The organism is Enterobacter cloacae complex sp. P40C2 (assembly GCF_014930695.1).
Taxonomy (GTDB): domain Bacteria; phylum Pseudomonadota; class Gammaproteobacteria; order Enterobacterales; family Enterobacteriaceae; genus Enterobacter; species Enterobacter pasteurii.
The window spans coordinates 1-15,016 of the sequence record NZ_JADBRP010000016.1 but is presented as its reverse complement, the minus strand read 5'-3'; the positions used below and the strand labels follow the sequence as shown (position 1 = coordinate 15,016).

The 15,016-nt window shown below is 57.9% G+C and carries 16 protein-coding genes; 12 read left to right on the top strand and 4 right to left on the bottom strand.

Translation table 11 applies throughout. The features are described 5' to 3' along the window. Window positions 1-21: 21 nt before the first annotated feature. Window positions 22-648 carry a lysoplasmalogenase gene (locus IM304_RS20555; protein WP_063865366.1) on the bottom strand — a complete coding sequence of 209 codons (627 nt, stop codon included), beginning with the start codon at window positions 646-648 and terminating at the stop codon, window positions 22-24. A 129-nt stretch (window positions 649-777) separates the two neighbouring features. Here IM304_RS20555 and IM304_RS20550 point away from each other — a divergent pair, with 129 nt between their 5' ends. Beyond that, window positions 778-1,134 (top strand): DUF2500 domain-containing protein, encoded by a 357-nt coding sequence (locus IM304_RS20550; protein ID WP_193355805.1) that lies wholly within the window; start codon window positions 778-780, stop codon window positions 1,132-1,134. A gap of 54 nt (window positions 1,135-1,188) precedes the next feature. On the opposite strand, the gene IM304_RS20545 is transcribed toward IM304_RS20550, so the two are convergent. Together IM304_RS20545 and rsmD are read right to left on the bottom strand one after the other, a co-directional pair. Next, the gene (locus IM304_RS20545; protein WP_148420544.1) at window positions 1,189-1,470 is read right to left on the bottom strand and encodes a DUF1145 family protein; all 282 of its coding nucleotides are present in this window, start codon (window positions 1,468-1,470) and stop codon (window positions 1,189-1,191) included. Further along, window positions 1,454-2,056, bottom strand: coding sequence for a 16S rRNA (guanine(966)-N(2))-methyltransferase (rsmD, locus tag IM304_RS20540; RefSeq protein WP_148420545.1), 603 nt, complete (start codon window positions 2,054-2,056; stop codon window positions 1,454-1,456). The genes IM304_RS20545 and rsmD overlap by 17 nt, the downstream gene beginning before the upstream one ends. Window positions 2,057-2,182: 126 nt before the next feature. On the opposite strand from rsmD, the gene ftsY reads away from it, so the two are divergent. From ftsY to livJ, 6 genes are all read left to right on the top strand, one after another. Continuing rightward, complete coding sequence (gene ftsY, locus IM304_RS20535; RefSeq protein WP_193355806.1) at window positions 2,183-3,655, top strand: signal recognition particle-docking protein FtsY; 1,473 nt, start codon at window positions 2,183-2,185, stop codon at window positions 3,653-3,655. Window positions 3,656-3,657: 2 nt separating this feature from the next. Continuing rightward, the gene (gene ftsE, locus IM304_RS20530) at window positions 3,658-4,329 is read left to right on the top strand and encodes a cell division ATP-binding protein FtsE (protein WP_003861525.1); all 672 of its coding nucleotides are present in this window, start codon (window positions 3,658-3,660) and stop codon (window positions 4,327-4,329) included. Further along, the gene (gene ftsX, locus IM304_RS20525; RefSeq protein WP_148420547.1) at window positions 4,316-5,371 is read left to right on the top strand and encodes a permease-like cell division protein FtsX; all 1,056 of its coding nucleotides are present in this window, start codon (window positions 4,316-4,318) and stop codon (window positions 5,369-5,371) included. Before ftsE ends, ftsX begins: the two co-directional genes overlap by 14 nt. 251 nt (window positions 5,372-5,622) lie before the next feature. After that, complete coding sequence (gene rpoH, locus IM304_RS20520) at window positions 5,623-6,480, top strand: RNA polymerase sigma factor RpoH (protein WP_000159624.1); 858 nt, start codon at window positions 5,623-5,625, stop codon at window positions 6,478-6,480. 136 nt (window positions 6,481-6,616) lie between these two features. Then, on the top strand, window positions 6,617-7,882 hold the full coding sequence (locus IM304_RS20515) for a 4-aminobutyrate--2-oxoglutarate transaminase (protein WP_193355807.1): 1,266 nt from the start codon (window positions 6,617-6,619) through the stop codon (window positions 7,880-7,882). Window positions 7,883-8,078: 196 nt separating this feature from the next. After that, a complete protein-coding gene (gene livJ / locus IM304_RS20510; protein ID WP_193355808.1) occupies window positions 8,079-9,179 on the top strand; it encodes a branched chain amino acid ABC transporter substrate-binding protein LivJ in 1,101 nt (366 codons plus the stop codon). Between the two features lie 106 nt (window positions 9,180-9,285). Here livJ and panM read toward each other — a convergent pair whose 3' ends face one another. Further along, the gene (gene panM / locus IM304_RS20505) at window positions 9,286-9,669 is read right to left on the bottom strand and encodes an aspartate 1-decarboxylase autocleavage activator PanM (protein ID WP_193355809.1); all 384 of its coding nucleotides are present in this window, start codon (window positions 9,667-9,669) and stop codon (window positions 9,286-9,288) included. A 424-nt stretch (window positions 9,670-10,093) separates the two neighbouring features. On the opposite strand from panM, the gene livK reads away from it, so the two are divergent. Genes livK through livF form a run of 5 tightly spaced genes read left to right on the top strand, consistent with a single transcriptional unit; the run spans window position 10,094 to window position 14,929 of the window. Beyond that, the gene (gene livK / locus IM304_RS20500; RefSeq protein WP_148420551.1) at window positions 10,094-11,203 is read left to right on the top strand and encodes a high-affinity branched-chain amino acid ABC transporter substrate-binding protein LivK; all 1,110 of its coding nucleotides are present in this window, start codon (window positions 10,094-10,096) and stop codon (window positions 11,201-11,203) included. A gap of 46 nt (window positions 11,204-11,249) precedes the next feature. Continuing rightward, the gene (livH, locus tag IM304_RS20495; protein ID WP_148420552.1) at window positions 11,250-12,176 is read left to right on the top strand and encodes a high-affinity branched-chain amino acid ABC transporter permease LivH; all 927 of its coding nucleotides are present in this window, start codon (window positions 11,250-11,252) and stop codon (window positions 12,174-12,176) included. After that, entirely contained in the window at window positions 12,173-13,450 is a 1,278-nt protein-coding gene (locus tag IM304_RS20490) for a high-affinity branched-chain amino acid ABC transporter permease LivM (RefSeq protein ID WP_148420553.1), read from the top strand. Before livH ends, IM304_RS20490 begins: the two co-directional genes overlap by 4 nt. Continuing rightward, on the top strand, window positions 13,447-14,214 hold the full coding sequence (gene livG / locus IM304_RS20485; protein ID WP_148420554.1) for a high-affinity branched-chain amino acid ABC transporter ATP-binding protein LivG: 768 nt from the start codon (window positions 13,447-13,449) through the stop codon (window positions 14,212-14,214). The genes IM304_RS20490 and livG overlap by 4 nt, the downstream gene beginning before the upstream one ends. 1 nt (window position 14,215) lies before the next feature. Then, window positions 14,216-14,929 (top strand): high-affinity branched-chain amino acid ABC transporter ATP-binding protein LivF, encoded by a 714-nt coding sequence (livF, locus tag IM304_RS20480; protein WP_023298801.1) that lies wholly within the window; start codon window positions 14,216-14,218, stop codon window positions 14,927-14,929. Window positions 14,930-15,016: the final 87 nt, after the last annotated feature.

Genomic DNA, 15,016 nt, shown 5'->3' with positions numbered 1-15,016 from the left:
GACTCCAGAGTCAAGCGTTATTTAGATGTACAGCGAACGCACAATCAGGAAGTGTCCGGCAAAGTAACAGGCGGCGGAAATAGCGTTATCCGCGCGGAAGCGGCGGCGATAGTGGCTGCCCAGCCAGACGATATTACCGAGCAACAGCAGCGCCGCGCCGAAGAAGGCGGACATGGCCTGTGAGGTCGGGCGGAAGAACCACAGCTCACCGGCCAGCCACACCATCACCAGCGTCATGGCGATAAAGGTACACACCGGCAGGCGCATCTCTTCCAGGCGCGACCAGATCACCGCAATCAGCAGCGCGCCAATCACCAGCAGCACCAGCGGCAGCGGCCAGAAGATGGAGAGCGTCATCTGGCTGGCAAAGTAGATGGTATAGAGCAGATGGGAGAGGAAGAATGCCCCAACGGCGTACAGCAGGCGCTGACGCGGCAGCAGGGTTAAGGCATCGCCAATCAGGGACGCGCACAGCCCGGCGAGAACCAGATAGCTGATGGCGTTAAACATCGGCGCCTGCCAGGCCAGCAGCAGAAGCAACAGCAGCGTGACGGGTTTAAACAACCAGCGCTGCCAGGCGGGACCGCGATAGGACGCATCGACGTAAAGCCATGCGGAAAAACAGACAGCGATAAATGACCAAAGCATATTAACTCCCTGTAACTGTTGAGGCTGAATAATCAGTTTCTGATCCAGTGTAGTGACGCGAGCGGCCGTTTGGCAATGCCGGGGCAGGCGAGGTATCCTGAATTCCGCATAATCTGATGGGACGTTTGAATGAGCAAGATGCCGCTTTTTTTCATTATCGTGGTGGCGATTATCGTTATTGCCGCCTCGTTTCGCTTCGTGCAGCAGCGCCGCGAGAAGGCGGATAACGATGCCGCGCCGCTGGTGCAAAAGCGCGTGGTGGTGACCAACAAGCGCGAGAAACCGCTCAACGATCGCCGTTCACGCCAGCAGCAGGTCACGCCAGCCGGCACAGCGATGCGCTATGACGCGAGCTTTAAGCCGGAAACCGGCGGGCTGGAGATGACCTTCCGCCTGGAGGCGCAGCAGTACCATCAGCTGACGGTGGGAGAGAAAGGGACGCTGAGCTACAAAGGGTCGCGGTTTGAAGGGTTCAGGGCTGAATAATGCGGTCCCCTCTCCCTGTGGGAGAGGGTTAGGGTGAGGGCATCAGGCCGCACGTTACTTCTTCACCTGCGCCTTAAATTTCTTCATCCACACCAGCAGCTCGAACACGCCGAAAATAAACACCCGCAGCTGCTGCCAGCCGGTCATCGGTGGGCTATCTTTCGGCAGGCCGTTTTTCAGCATCACCATCTGCAGGGCGTGCATGAAGGCGGTAAAGATCAGCGCCACGTTAACGAAGATGTTCAGCGGACGCGGGAACGGGTGCACCAGATTCAAAATCAAAAATGCCCAGACGCCCAGCATCAGCAAACGTCCCAGGTTAATCAGTACTGGCATCGGAGCCTCCTTGTGCCTGACGATGATACAGACGATAAGCCACCTGGCCTGCGACCTTTTCGCGGTGCAGATCCCAGTGAACGGGAACGGGTGGCAGACCATTCTCCACCTCGCTTTCAACGTAAATCAGCGCGTCGTCTGCCAGCCAGCCATTTTTTTCCAGCAACAGTAGCGTCTCTTCCAGCAGCCCCTTGCGGAACGGCGGATCGACAAACACCACGTTATGCGGCGTGCCCGGCTGCGCGAGATAGCTCAGCGTGTTGGTGTTCACCACCTTCGCGTTGTTCGCTTTCAGCGTAGCCAGATTTTGCTGCAACGTCTGCGCGACGCCGCGCTCCATCTCCAGCAGCGTGGCGCTGGCGGCATAGCGCGACAGCGCCTCCAGCCCTAACGCACCGCTCCCGGCGAAGCAGTCCAGGCAACTGGCGTCTACCATTGAGGGGGCAAGCCAGTTGAACAGCGTCTCGCGAACGCGGTCCGTGGTGGGGCGTAAACCGGGGCTATCCGGCACCGGTAATTTCCGGCCTCGCCACTGACCGCCGATAATTCGTATTTGACCGGCCGGGGCGCGGGTGGGTTTCTTCATCTCAGGAAAGCTCTGTTAACAATGCCCTGCGATTGCGGGCGGTGATGTCAATTAAGTAAAGTGTTAGACTATTTCATCATTTTTTTAGCTTCCCTGTATATAGCGCCGCGAGGAGTGTAGTCGCAGATGGCAAAACAAAAAAAACGTGGCTTCTTTTCCTGGTTGGGTTTCGGTGAAAAAGAGCAAGAAACAGAACAGAAAACCGAAGAACAACAGGTTGCAGAAGAGCAGTCACAGCCTGAAACGCCTGTAGAAACCGCTGCGGTTGTCGAGGCGGAAGAAACGGCGCATAGCAAAGAAGAGATTGAAACCTTTGCTGAAGAGGTGGTTGAGGTCACTGAACAGGTTCAGGAGAGCGAGAAGCCCGAGCCGGTTGTTGTCGAAGAGATTGTCAAAACGCCGCAGGCCGCTATCGAACACGAGGCGCTGCCGCTGCCGGAAGAGGTGAAAGCCGAAGAAGCCTCTGCCGAAGAGTGGCAGGCCGAAGCGGAAACCGTTGAAATTGTTGAGGCGGTGGAAGAAGAAGCCGCGCTTGAGCCGGAGCTGACCGACGAAGAGCTGGAAGCGCAGGCGCTGGCGGCGCAGGCGGCTGAAGAAGCGGTTATCGTCGTGCCGGTAGAAGAGCAGGTCGAAGAGCAGGCCGAAGAAGAGATCGCCCAGGAGCAGGAGAAGCCGACCAAAGAAGGTTTCTTCGCCCGCCTGAAGCGCAGCCTGTTAAAAACCAAAGAAAACTTAGGTTCCGGATTTATCAGTCTGTTCCGCGGCAAGAAGATCGACGACGATCTGTTCGAGGAGCTGGAAGAGCAGCTGTTGATTGCGGACGTGGGTGTGGAAACCACGCGTAAGATCATCACCAACCTGACCGAAGGGGCGAGCCGCAAACAGCTGCGCGACGCCGAAGCGCTGTACGGCCTGCTGAAAGACGAGATGGGCGAAATTCTCGCAAAAGTTGACGAACCGCTTAATATTGAAGGCAAAATGCCATTTGTTATTCTGATGGTTGGCGTCAACGGCGTGGGTAAAACTACCACCATCGGCAAGCTGGCGCGTCAGTTTGAGCAGCAGGGCAAATCGGTCATGCTGGCGGCGGGCGATACCTTCCGTGCGGCAGCGGTGGAGCAGCTCCAGGTGTGGGGCCAGCGCAACAACATTCCGGTTATTGCCCAGCACACCGGGGCGGACTCTGCCTCCGTGATTTTCGATGCCATTCAGGCGGCGAAGTCGCGTAACGTGGACGTGCTGATTGCCGATACCGCAGGGCGTTTGCAGAACAAATCGCACCTGATGGAAGAACTGAAGAAAATCGTCCGCGTCATGAAGAAGCTGGACGAAGAAGCACCGCATGAAATTATGCTGACTATCGACGCCAGCACCGGACAGAACGCCATCAGCCAGGCGAAGCTGTTCCATGAAGCGGTAGGGCTGACGGGGATCACGCTGACCAAGCTGGACGGCACCGCGAAAGGCGGGGTGATCTTCTCCGTGGCCGACCAGTTCGGCATTCCTATCCGCTACATCGGTGTGGGCGAGCGTATTGAGGATTTGCGTCCGTTTAAGGCGGACGACTTTATTGAGGCATTATTTGCCCGAGAGGACTAACAATGATTCGCTTTGAACACGTCAGCAAGGCCTATCTCGGTGGGAGACAAGCGCTGCAGGGGGTGACATTCCACCTGCAGCCAGGCGAGATGGCATTTCTGACCGGCCATTCCGGCGCGGGGAAAAGTACCCTGCTCAAGCTTATCTGTGGGATCGAACGGCCAAGCGCCGGGAAAATCTGGTTCAGCGGCCATGAAATTAGCCGTCTAAAGAATCGTGAAGTGCCGTTTCTGCGCCGTCAGATTGGCATGATTTTCCAGGATCACCACCTGCTGATGGATCGCACGGTTTTCGACAACGTGGCGATCCCGCTGATTATTGCCGGCGCCAGCTACGATGATATCCGCCGTCGCGTCTCTGCGGCGCTGGATAAGGTCGGGCTGCTGGACAAAGCGAAGAACTTTCCTATCCAGCTGTCCGGCGGTGAGCAGCAGCGCGTGGGCATTGCCCGTGCGGTGGTGAACAAGCCTGCCGTGCTGCTGGCGGATGAACCGACCGGTAACCTGGACGATGCCCTGTCCGAAGGGATCCTGCGTCTGTTTGAGGAATTTAACCGCGTGGGGGTCACGGTACTGATGGCGACGCACGACATGGGGCTTATCTCCCGTCGTTCGTACCGCATGCTGACCCTGAGCGACGGGCACTTGCACGGAGGCCACGGTGAACAAGCGTGATGCAATGAACCAGATTCGGCAGTTCAGCAACCGGTTTGACCGTTTCCGCAAGCCGCAGGGCGGCGGCGACGGCAGTCGCAATGCGCCAAAGCGCGCCAGGGCGACACCGAAACCGAACTCCCGCAAAACCAACGTCTTCAACGAACAGGTGCGCTACGCCTTCCAGGGGGCGTTACAGGATCTGAAAAGCAAGCCGCTGGCGACGTTCCTGACGGTGATGGTAATCGCCATCTCCCTGACGCTGCCGAGCGTCTGCTACATGGTTTATAAGAACGTGAACCAGGCGGCGTCCCAGTATTATCCGTCGCCGCAGATCACCGTTTATCTGGATAAGGCGCTCGACGATAACGCGGCGGCGCAGGTGGTCGGGCAGATTCAGGCCGAGCAGGGCGTGGAGAAGGTCAACTATCTTTCCCGCGACGAAGCGCTGGGCGAATTCCGCAACTGGTCCGGCTTTGGCGGGGCGCTGGATATGCTCGAAGAGAACCCGCTGCCCGCCGTGGCGGTGGTGATCCCGAAGCTCGATTTCCAGGGCACTGATTCGCTCAACACCCTGCGCGACCGCATCACCCGCATTAACGGGATTGATGAAGTGCGCATGGACGACAGCTGGTTTGCCCGCCTTGCCGCGCTGACCGGGCTGGTGGGGCGCGTGTCGGCGATGATCGGCGTGCTGATGGTGGCGGCGGTGTTCCTCGTCATCGGTAACAGCGTGCGCCTGAGCATTTTTGCCCGTCGCGATACCATCAACGTGCAGAAGCTGATTGGCGCAACGGATGGCTTTATCCTCCGTCCGTTCCTCTATGGCGGCGCGTTATTAGGTTTTTCTGGTGCATTTCTTTCATTGATTTTGTCAGAAATTTTGGTCATGCGGCTGTCGTCCGCCGTCACTGAGGTAGCACAGGTTTTCGGAACTAAGTTTGATATCAGTGGCTTAGGTTTCGATGAGTGCCTGCTGTTGCTGCTGGTCTGTTCGATGATCGGCTGGGTGGCAGCATGGCTGGCGACGGTTCAACATTTACGCCACTTTACTCCCGACTAATAAAAGCGTGATATAATCTTTCCCTGCACCGAGATGTTCGCTCTGCAGGGAAAGCGTCCCTGTTGTCTCTTCCCCTGTAATCATCTTCATGTCACATTTTGTGCGTAATTTATTCACGGTTGCACCTGGAACTTGTGGATAAAATCACTGTCTGATAAAAGAGTGAATGCTAATCTCGCTGCTCAAACGCTTTGGCATGGTTGTTGCCTGATGGGGACGACCTGGACCAGAAGAAACATTGAGAGGAATGAATGACCAAAGAAATGCAAACTTTAGCTTTAGCCCCTGTTGGTAACCTGGAATCTTACATCCGGGCTGCGAACACCTGGCCGATGTTAACGGCCGAGGAAGAAAAGGAGCTTGCTGAAAAGCTGCATTACCAGGGCGATCTGGAAGCAGCTAAAACGCTGATCCTGTCTCACCTGCGCTTTGTTGTTCACGTTGCTCGTAATTACGCGGGCTACGGCCTGCCGCAGGCGGACTTGATTCAGGAAGGTAACATTGGCCTGATGAAGGCTGTACGTCGCTTCAACCCGGAAGTGGGTGTTCGACTGGTCTCCTTCGCCGTGCACTGGATCAAAGCAGAAATTCACGAATACGTGCTGCGTAACTGGCGTATTGTGAAAGTCGCCACGACGAAGGCGCAGCGCAAACTGTTCTTCAACCTGCGTAAAACCAAGCAGCGTCTGGGCTGGTTCAACCAGGACGAAGTGGAAATGGTGGCGCGCGAGCTGGGCGTTTCCAGCAAAGACGTCCGCGAGATGGAATCCCGCATGGCCGCGCAGGACATGACGTTTGATATGTCCGCCGACGACGACGCCTCTGACAGCCAGCCGATGGCCCCGGTCCTGTATTTGCAGGATAAAACCTCTAACTTTGCCGACGGCATTGAAGAGGATAACTGGGAAGACCAGGCGGCGAACAAGCTGACCTTCGCGATGGAAGGTCTCGACGAGCGCAGCCAGGATATCATCCGCGCCCGCTGGCTGGACGAAGACAACAAGTCCACGCTGCAGGAGCTGGCCGACCGCTACGGCGTTTCCGCTGAACGCGTGCGTCAGCTTGAAAAGAACGCCATGAAAAAACTTCGTGCCGCTATCGAAGCGTAATTTCCGCGAAGTACACCGAGAACCCTCGAATGCAAATTCGGGGGTTTTGTTTTTTTAGCGCCCGCTCTGGCGAATTTCTCCCCCCTGGCAAACACTTACTGATGCGCTAAGCAGGCGACTTTCTCAGGGGGACAGGGTGAAAAATAACGAACTGAACGACCGGCGCGTGCAGGCGACGCCGCGCGGCATCGGCGTGATGTGTAACTTCTATGCCGATAAAGCCGAAAACGCCACGGTGTGGGACGTGGAGGGCAACGAGTACATTGATTTTGCCGCCGGGATCGCCGTGCTGAACACCGGCCATCGCCATCCTGACGTTATCGCCGCCATCGAAAAACAGCTCCACGCCTTTACCCACACCGCTTATCAAATTGTCCCCTATGAAGGCTACGTGACGCTTGCCGAGCGCATCAACCAGCGCGTGCCGATAGACGGCCCGGCAAAAACGGCCTTTTTCTCGACGGGGGCGGAAGCCGTCGAAAACGCGGTAAAAATTGCCCGCGCGTACACCAGACGTCCCGGCCTTATCACCTTCGGCGGCGCCTTCCACGGGCGCACCTTCATGACCATGGCGCTGACCGGCAAAGTGGCCCCCTATAAGCTCGGCTTCGGCCCGTTCCCCGGCTCGGTGTTCCACGCGCAATTCCCCAACGATCTGCACGGGGTCAGCACCGCGGAGGCATTAAAAAGCCTTGAGCGCATCTTCAAAGCGGATATTGCGCCCGATCAGGTGGCGGCAATCATTATTGAACCGGTTCAGGGTGAGGGCGGCTTCAACATCGCGCCCGCTGATTTTATGCAGTCGCTTCGCGCCCTGTGCGACGCGCACGGGATTTTGCTGATAGCCGATGAAGTGCAGACCGGCTTCGCCCGGACCGGCAAGCTGTTCTCTATGGAAAACCACACCGTAAAGCCGGACCTTATCACCATGGCGAAAAGCCTGGCGGGCGGGATGCCGCTCTCGGCGGTGTCTGGCCGGGCGGAGGTGATGGATGCCCCCGCGCCGGGCGGGCTGGGCGGCACCTACGCGGGTAACCCGCTGGCGATTGCTGCGGCCCATGCGGTGCTGGACGTGATTGACGAAGAAGATCTCTGCACCCGCGCGGCGCATCTTGGCCATCATCTGGTGGAAGTGCTGCATAAAGCGAAGGATGGCTGCCCCTGGATCGCCGACATTCGCGCTCAGGGCTCGATGGTGGCGGTGGAATTTACCGATCCGCAAACCGGACAGCCGTCGCCGGAATTTACCCGTCAGGTGCAGGAGCGCGCGCTGAACGAAGGTCTGCTGCTCCTGAGCTGCGGCGTTTACGGCAACGTTATCCGCTTCCTCTACCCGCTCACCATCCCCGAAGCGCAGTTCCGTAAAGCGCTGGATATTATTTCCGCCTCGCTGACACGATAAAGCCAAAAGCCCGGCTAAATGACGGCCGGGCTTATCATATTTTCATTTCAAATTAGCTATTCCAAAATCATAAAAATGGGGTATGTTTTAGCAGAGTATGCTGAAAAAGCGCGAACAGCACGCCTATAACTGAAATAAAGCGCTACACAACAACATCACAACAATCGTAATAACCATAATAATGGGGAATCTCAGGATGAATATGAAGGGTAAAGCGTTACTGGCAGGATGTATCGCGTTGGCATTCAGCACCATGGCGCAGGCAGATATTAAAGTGGCCGTGGTGGGCGCGATGTCCGGTCCGGTAGCCCAGTACGGCGACCAGGAATTTACGGGCGCGGAGCAGGCGGTTGCAGACATTAACGCTAAGGGCGGCGTCAAGGGCGAAAAGCTGCAGATCGTAAAATACGACGATGCCTGTGACCCGAAACAGGCGGTCGCGGTGGCGAACAAAGTGGTGAACGACGGGATCAAATACGTTATCGGCCACCTGTGCTCCTCGTCCACCCAGCCCGCGTCTGACATCTACGAAGACGAAGGCATTCTGATGATCACCCCGGCTGCGACGGCGCCAGAGCTGACCGCGCGCGGCTATAAGCTGATCCTGCGTACCACCGGTCTGGACTCCGATCAGGGGCCAACCGCCGCGAAATACATCGTGGAAAAAGTGAAGCCGCAGCGCATCGCGATTGTTCACGATAAACAGCAGTACGGTGAAGGTCTGGCGCGTGCGGTGCAGGACAACCTGAAAAAAGCGAACGCTAACGTGGTGTTCTTCGATGGCATTACCGCCGGTGAGAAAGACTTCTCCACGCTGGTGGCGCGTCTGAAGAAAGAGAATATCGATTTCGTTTACTACGGCGGCTACCACCCGGAAATGGGGCAGATCCTGCGCCAGGCGCGTGCGGCGGGCCTGAAAACCCAGTTCATGGGGCCGGAAGGCGTGGCGAACGTTTCTCTGTCTAACATCGCGGGTGAATCTGCTGAAGGGCTGCTGGTGACCAAGCCGAAGAACTACGACCAGGTGCCTGCGAACAAACCTGTTGTGGATGCCATCAAAGCGAAGAAACAGGATCCAAGCGGCGCGTTCGTCTGGACGACCTACGCCGCGCTACAGTCCTTGCAGGCGGGCCTGAACCAGTCGGCCGATCCGGCTGAGATTGCCACCTGGCTGAAGGCGAACACCGTGGAAACCGTGATGGGGCCGCTCTCCTGGGACGAGAAGGGCGATCTGAAGGGCTTTGAGTTCGGCGTGTTTGACTGGCATGCGAACGGTACTGCTACTGACGCAAAATAAAAGCAAAAAGGCAACGTAAGTTGCCTTTTTTTAATGTTTGCCCCCTCTCCCCGTGGGAGAGGGCTGGGATGAGGGCATCAGGCCGCACGAATCAGGCCGCACAAATCTAGCGCTTCTCCCACCCGTTTACCTGCGCCGTAAACCCTAACGCCTGCATAAACGCCGCCATCACGCCGCGGTCCTCCACGCCCACGTCGGCCATCCACCAGGAGGTCACGCTCGGGTTGTCGCGAATAATCTCCTCAACCAGGTACTGCCCGACGCCGCGACGGCGGGTCACGTCGCGCACCCGCAGCGAGTCCAGCGCCCCTTCCGTGCCGCTCAGCGTCACGCGAACGGCAGCCAGCAGGCGCTCGTTGAAGCGTGCGGCATAAATGCGGTGGTTCTCGTCGACGGCCAGCGACGAAGGGGAATATTCCGACCAGATCTTGCCCAGGTCGATATGATCCTGTTCGCTAAAGGTCACCAGACGAACGATAGTCAGTTTCATTAGCTGCTTGTCCAAATCAATAAAAGTGGGGCCAGTGTACTCAATTTACCTGCCCCGGGGCTTTCTCTTTTTATTCCCGTTTGCCAGGCGATTAGTTTTTTGACAATGCATTGTGTAGTTCGAAAACACATGGATTGAAAAATAAGCAGGATTTTAACCTGAAAGGCAGTGATTTATTCCGTGCATTGTACCGTTATTTTATGCTGCAAAAGGCGCTTTTATTTGTTTATCTCTGCCTGATTTCAGAATATTATCTTTCCTTAATCGCCTGAAAAATAGAGATATTAGTCTGGTTTTTGATATAAACCTGCGCTAAACCATTAAAGGCACTGGTAAAAATAGCGTTGTGCATTAAAAGTACAGAATGCTTTTTAACCATAATAAAACAAAATATAAACATCACTTCACGAATGGGGATTCTGAGATGAAAAGGAACGCGAAGACGTTAATCGCGGGGATAGTTGCACTGTCGATTTCGCAGGCGGCGATGGCGGAAGAGATTAAAGTTGCTGTGGTCGGTGCGATGTCCGGCCCTGTCGCCCAGTGGGGTGATATGGAGTTCAACGGCGCGCGTCAGGCTATTAAAGACATCAACGCCAAAGGCGGCATCAAAGGCGACAAGCTGGTGGGCGTTGAGTATGACGACGCGTGCGATCCTAAACAGGCCGTCGCGGTTGCCAACAAAATCGTTAACGACGGCATCCAGTACGTCATCGGCCACCTGTGCTCATCCTCCACCCAGCCTGCGTCTGACATCTATGAAGACGAAGGCATCCTGATGATCACTCCTGGCGCCACCAACCCGGAGCTGACCCAGCGCGGCTATCAGCACATCATGCGTACCGCCGGTCTGGACTCCTCCCAGGGGCCAACCGCGGCGAAATATATCCTTGAGACCGTCAAGCCAGCGCGTATTGCCATTATTCACGACAAACAGCAGTACGGTGAAGGCCTGGCGCGCTCCGTGCAGGACGGCCTGAAAAAAGGCGGCGCGAACATCGTCTTCTTCGACGGTATCACCGCCGGTGAGAAAGACTTCTCCGCGCTGATCGCCCGTCTGCAAAAAGAGAATATCGACTTCGTCTACTACGGCGGCTACTACCCGGAGATGGGCCAGATGCTGCGCCAGGCGCGCGCTACCGGCCTGAAAACCCAGTTCATGGGGCCAGAGGGCGTGGGCAACGCCTCCCTGTCGAACATCGCGGGGGATTCTGCCGAAGGCATGCTGGTCACGATGCCAAAACGCTATGACCAGGATCCGGCGAATAAGGCTATCGTGGACGCGCTCAAGGCGCAGAAGAAAGATCCGAGCGGTCCGTACGTCTGGATCACCTATGCCGCCGTGCAGTCGCTGGCAACGGCAATGGATCGTACCGGCAGCAAAGAGCCGCTGGATCTGGTGAAAGATTTAAAAGCACACGGGGCGAACACCGTGATTGGGCCGCTGAACTGGGATGAGAAAGGCGATCTGAAGGGATTTGAATTTGGTGTCTTTAAGTGGCACGCCGACGGTTCGTCCTCGGCCGCCAAATAATCATCCCACCGCCCGGACCGCCGGGCGGGTATAAAAAGGTTTGCATATGTCCGAGCAGTTTCTCTATTTCATGCAGCAGATGTTTAACGGCGTCACGCTGGGAAGCACCTACGCGCTGATCGCCATCGGCTATACGATGGTTTACGGCATTATCGGCATGATCAACTTCGCCCACGGCGAGGTGTACATGATCGGTAGCTACGTCTCCTTTATGATCATCGCCGCGCTGATGATGATGGGCATCGACAGCAGCTGGCTGCTGGTCGCCGCCGGGTTTGTCGGCGCGATTGTGATCGCCAGCGCCTACGGCTGGAGTATCGAACGGGTGGCCTACCGGCCGGTGCGCAGCTCCAAGCGCCTGATTGCGCTGATCTCCGCGATTGGTATGTCGATCTTCCTGCAAAACTACGTCAGCCTGACCGAAGGCTCGCGCGACGTAGCGCTGCCAAGCCTGTTTAACGGCCAGTGGGTTGTCGGCGCCAGCGAAAACTTCTCTGCCTCCGTCACGACCATGCAGCTGGTTATCTGGGTGGTCACCTTCCTGGCGATGCTGGCCCTGACCGTTTTCATCCGCTACTCCCGCATGGGACGCGCCTGCCGCGCCTGCGCGGAAGATCTGAAGATGGCGAGCCTGCTCGGCATCAATACCGACCGCGTGATTGCCCTGACCTTCGTGATCGGCGCGGCGATGGCGGCAGTCGCTGGCGTACTGCTCGGCCAGTTCTACGGCGTGATTAACCCGTACATTGGCTTTATGGCCGGAATGAAAGCCTTCACCGCGGCGGTACTGGGCGGTATCGGCAGCATTCCGGGGGCAATGATCGGTGGCCTGATCCTGGGCGTGGCCGAAGCGCTCTCCTCGGCGTACCTGAGCACCGAATATAAAGACGTGGTGTCGTTTGCCCTGCTGATTCTGGTTCTGCTGGTAATGCCTACCGGTATTCTGGGCCGTCCGGAGGTAGAGAAAGTATGAAACCGATGCATTTTGCAATGGCGCTGCTCTCTGCCGCCATGTTCTTCGTGCTGGCGGGCGTCTTTATGGGCGTCCAGCTCGGGCTTGAGGGCACTAAGCTGGTGGTGGATACCGCCGCCGACATCCGCTGGCAGTGGGTGTTCATCGGCACCGCCGTGGTGTTCCTGTTCCAGCTGCTGCGCCCGGTGTTCCAGAAGTCGCTGAAAAACGTCTCCGGGCCGAAGTTCGTACTGCCGGCCATCGACGGTACGACCGTGAAGCAGAAGCTGTTCCTGGTAGCGCTGCTGGTGGCTGCCGTGGCGTGGCCGTTTATGGTGTCGCGCGGCACGGTGGACATCGCCACGCTGACCATGATTTACGTGATCCTCGGCCTCGGTCTGAACGTCGTGGTGGGGCTGTCTGGCCTGCTGGTGCTGGGCTACGGCGGCTTCTACGCCATCGGCGCCTACACCTTTGCGCTGCTGAACCACTATTACGGCCTCGGCTTCTGGACCTGCCTGCCGCTGGCGGGGCTGGTCTCCGCCGCGGCGGGATTCCTGCTCGGCTTCCCGGTACTGCGCCTGCGCGGTGACTATCTGGCGATTGTGACCCTGGGCTTCGGCGAAATCGTCCGTATCCTGCTGCTCAACAACACCGAAGTGACCGGCGGCCCGAACGGCATCAGCCAGATCCCAAAACCGACCTTCTTCGGCCTGGAGTTCAGCCGTACCGCCCGCGAAGGCGGCTGGGATACCTTCAGCAACTTCTTTGGCATCAAGTACGACCCGTCCGACCGCGTGATCTGGCTCTATCTGGTCGCGCTGCTGCTGGTGGTCATTACCCTGTTCGTGATCAACCGTCTGCTGCGCATGCCGCTGGGCCGCGCGTGGGAAGCGCTGCGCGAAGATGAGATCGCCTGCCGCTCTCTGGGCCTGAACCCGACCCGCATCAAGCTGACCGCGTTCACCATCAGCGCCGCGTTTGCCGGCTTTGCCGGGACGCTGTTTGCCGCGCGTCAGGGCTTCGTTAGCCCGGAATCGTTCACCTTTGCCGAATCGGCCTTCGTGCTGGCGATCGTGGTGCTCGGCGGGATGGGCTCGCAGTTCGCCGTTATCCTCGCGGCCATTCTGCTGGTGGTCTCGCGCGAGCTGATGCGCGACTTTAACGAATACAGCATGCTGATGCTGGGCGGTTTGATGGTGCTGATGATGATCTGGCGTCCGCAGGGTCTGCTGCCGATGACGCGTCCACAGCTGAAGCTTAAGAGTGCGGAAGCGAAAGGAGAGCAGGCATGAGTCAGCCATTATTATCCGTTAACGGTCTGATGATGCGTTTTGGCGGCCTGCTGGCGGTCAACAACGTCAACCTGGACCTGTACAAGAAAGAGATCGTCTCCCTGATTGGCCCGAACGGCGCGGGAAAAACCACGGTCTTTAACTGCCTGACCGGCTTCTACAAGCCGACGGGCGGCACCATCATGCTGCGCGACCAGCACCTGGAAGGGCTGCCGGGCCAGCAGATTGCCCGCATGGGCGTGGTGCGTACCTTCCAGCACGTGCGCCTGTTCCGCGAGATGACGGTCATTGAGAACCTGCTGGTGGCACAGCACCAGCAGCTGAAAACTGGCCTCTTCTCCGGCCTGCTGAAAACCCCGGCATTTCGCCGCACGCAGGAGGAAGCGCTGGATCGCGCCGCCACCTGGCTCGACCGCATCGGCCTGCTTCAGCACGCCAACCGGCAGGCGAGCAACCTGGCCTACGGCGATCAGCGTCGTCTGGAGATTGTGCGCTGCATGGTGACGCAGCCGGAAATCCTGATGCTCGACGAACCGGCGGCGGGGCTTAACCCGAAAGAGACCAAAGAGCTGGACGAGCTGATTGCCGAGTTGCGCGATCGTCACGACACCACCATTCTGCTGATTGAGCACGACATGAAGCTGGTGATGGGCATTTCGGACCGTATCTACGTGGTGAACCAGGGGACACCGCTGGCAAACGGCACGCCGGAAGAGATCCGCAACAACCCGGACGTGATCCGCGCATACCTTGGTGAGGCATAAGATGGAAAAAGCGATGTTAACGTTCGACAAGGTCAACGCGCACTACGGCAAGATCCAGGCGCTGCACGACGTCAGCCTGCACATCAATCAGGGCGAAATCGTTACGCTAATCGGGGCCAACGGCGCGGGTAAAACCACGCTGCTCGGCACCCTGTGCGGCGACCCGCGCGCCACCAGCGGGCGGATTGTGTTTGATGGCAAAGACATTACCGACTGGCAGACCGCCAAAATCATGCGTGAAGCGGTGGCGATTGTCCCGGAAGGGCGTCGCGTATTTTCCCGCATGACGGTGGAAGAGAACCTGGCGATGGGCGGCTTCTTTGCTCACCGCGATGAATACCAGACCCGCATCAAGTGGGTGTACGAACTCTTCCCGCGCCTGTGGGAGCGCCGCATTCAGCGTGCGGGCACCATGTCCGGCGGCGAGCAGCAGATGCTGGCGATTGGCCGCGCGCTGATGAGCCAGCCGCGCCTGCTGCTGCTGGACGAGCCGTCGCTGGGCCTTGCGCCGATCATCATCCAGCAGATTTTCGACACCATCGAGCAGCTGCGCAAAGAGGGAATGACCATTTTCCTCGTCGAGCAGAACGCCAACCAGGCGCTGAAGCTCGCGGACCGCGGCTACGTGCTGGAAAACGGACGCGTGGTGCTCTCCGATACCGGCGACGCGCTGCTGGCGAACGAGGCGGTGCGTAGCGCGTATTTAGGCGGATAGGTAAAAGCAAAATGGCAACGCACGTTGCCATTTTTAGTGTTTTCTCCCTCTCCCCGTGGGAGAGGGCCGGGGTGAGGGCACCAGCCC

Coding starts and splice junctions, on each gene's coding strand:
- IM304_RS20555 (WP_063865366.1), bottom strand. CDS start 648: ATGCTTTGGTCATTTATCGCTGTCTGTTTTTCCGCATGGCTTTACGTC.
- IM304_RS20550 (WP_193355805.1), top strand. CDS start 778: ATGAGCAAGATGCCGCTTTTTTTCATTATCGTGGTGGCGATTATCGTT.
- IM304_RS20545 (WP_148420544.1), bottom strand. CDS start 1,470: ATGCCAGTACTGATTAACCTGGGACGTTTGCTGATGCTGGGCGTCTGG.
- rsmD (WP_148420545.1), bottom strand. CDS start 2,056: ATGAAGAAACCCACCCGCGCCCCGGCCGGTCAAATACGAATTATCGGC.
- ftsY (WP_193355806.1), top strand. CDS start 2,183: ATGGCAAAACAAAAAAAACGTGGCTTCTTTTCCTGGTTGGGTTTCGGT.
- ftsE (WP_003861525.1), top strand. CDS start 3,658: ATGATTCGCTTTGAACACGTCAGCAAGGCCTATCTCGGTGGGAGACAA.
- rpoH (WP_000159624.1), top strand. CDS start 5,623: ATGACCAAAGAAATGCAAACTTTAGCTTTAGCCCCTGTTGGTAACCTG.
- livJ (WP_193355808.1), top strand. CDS start 8,079: ATGAATATGAAGGGTAAAGCGTTACTGGCAGGATGTATCGCGTTGGCA.
- panM (WP_193355809.1), bottom strand. CDS start 9,669: ATGAAACTGACTATCGTTCGTCTGGTGACCTTTAGCGAACAGGATCAT.
- livK (WP_148420551.1), top strand. CDS start 10,094: ATGAAAAGGAACGCGAAGACGTTAATCGCGGGGATAGTTGCACTGTCG.
- livH (WP_148420552.1), top strand. CDS start 11,250: ATGTCCGAGCAGTTTCTCTATTTCATGCAGCAGATGTTTAACGGCGTC.
- IM304_RS20490 (WP_148420553.1), top strand. CDS start 12,173: ATGAAACCGATGCATTTTGCAATGGCGCTGCTCTCTGCCGCCATGTTC.
- livG (WP_148420554.1), top strand. CDS start 13,447: ATGAGTCAGCCATTATTATCCGTTAACGGTCTGATGATGCGTTTTGGC.
- livF (WP_023298801.1), top strand. CDS start 14,216: ATGGAAAAAGCGATGTTAACGTTCGACAAGGTCAACGCGCACTACGGC.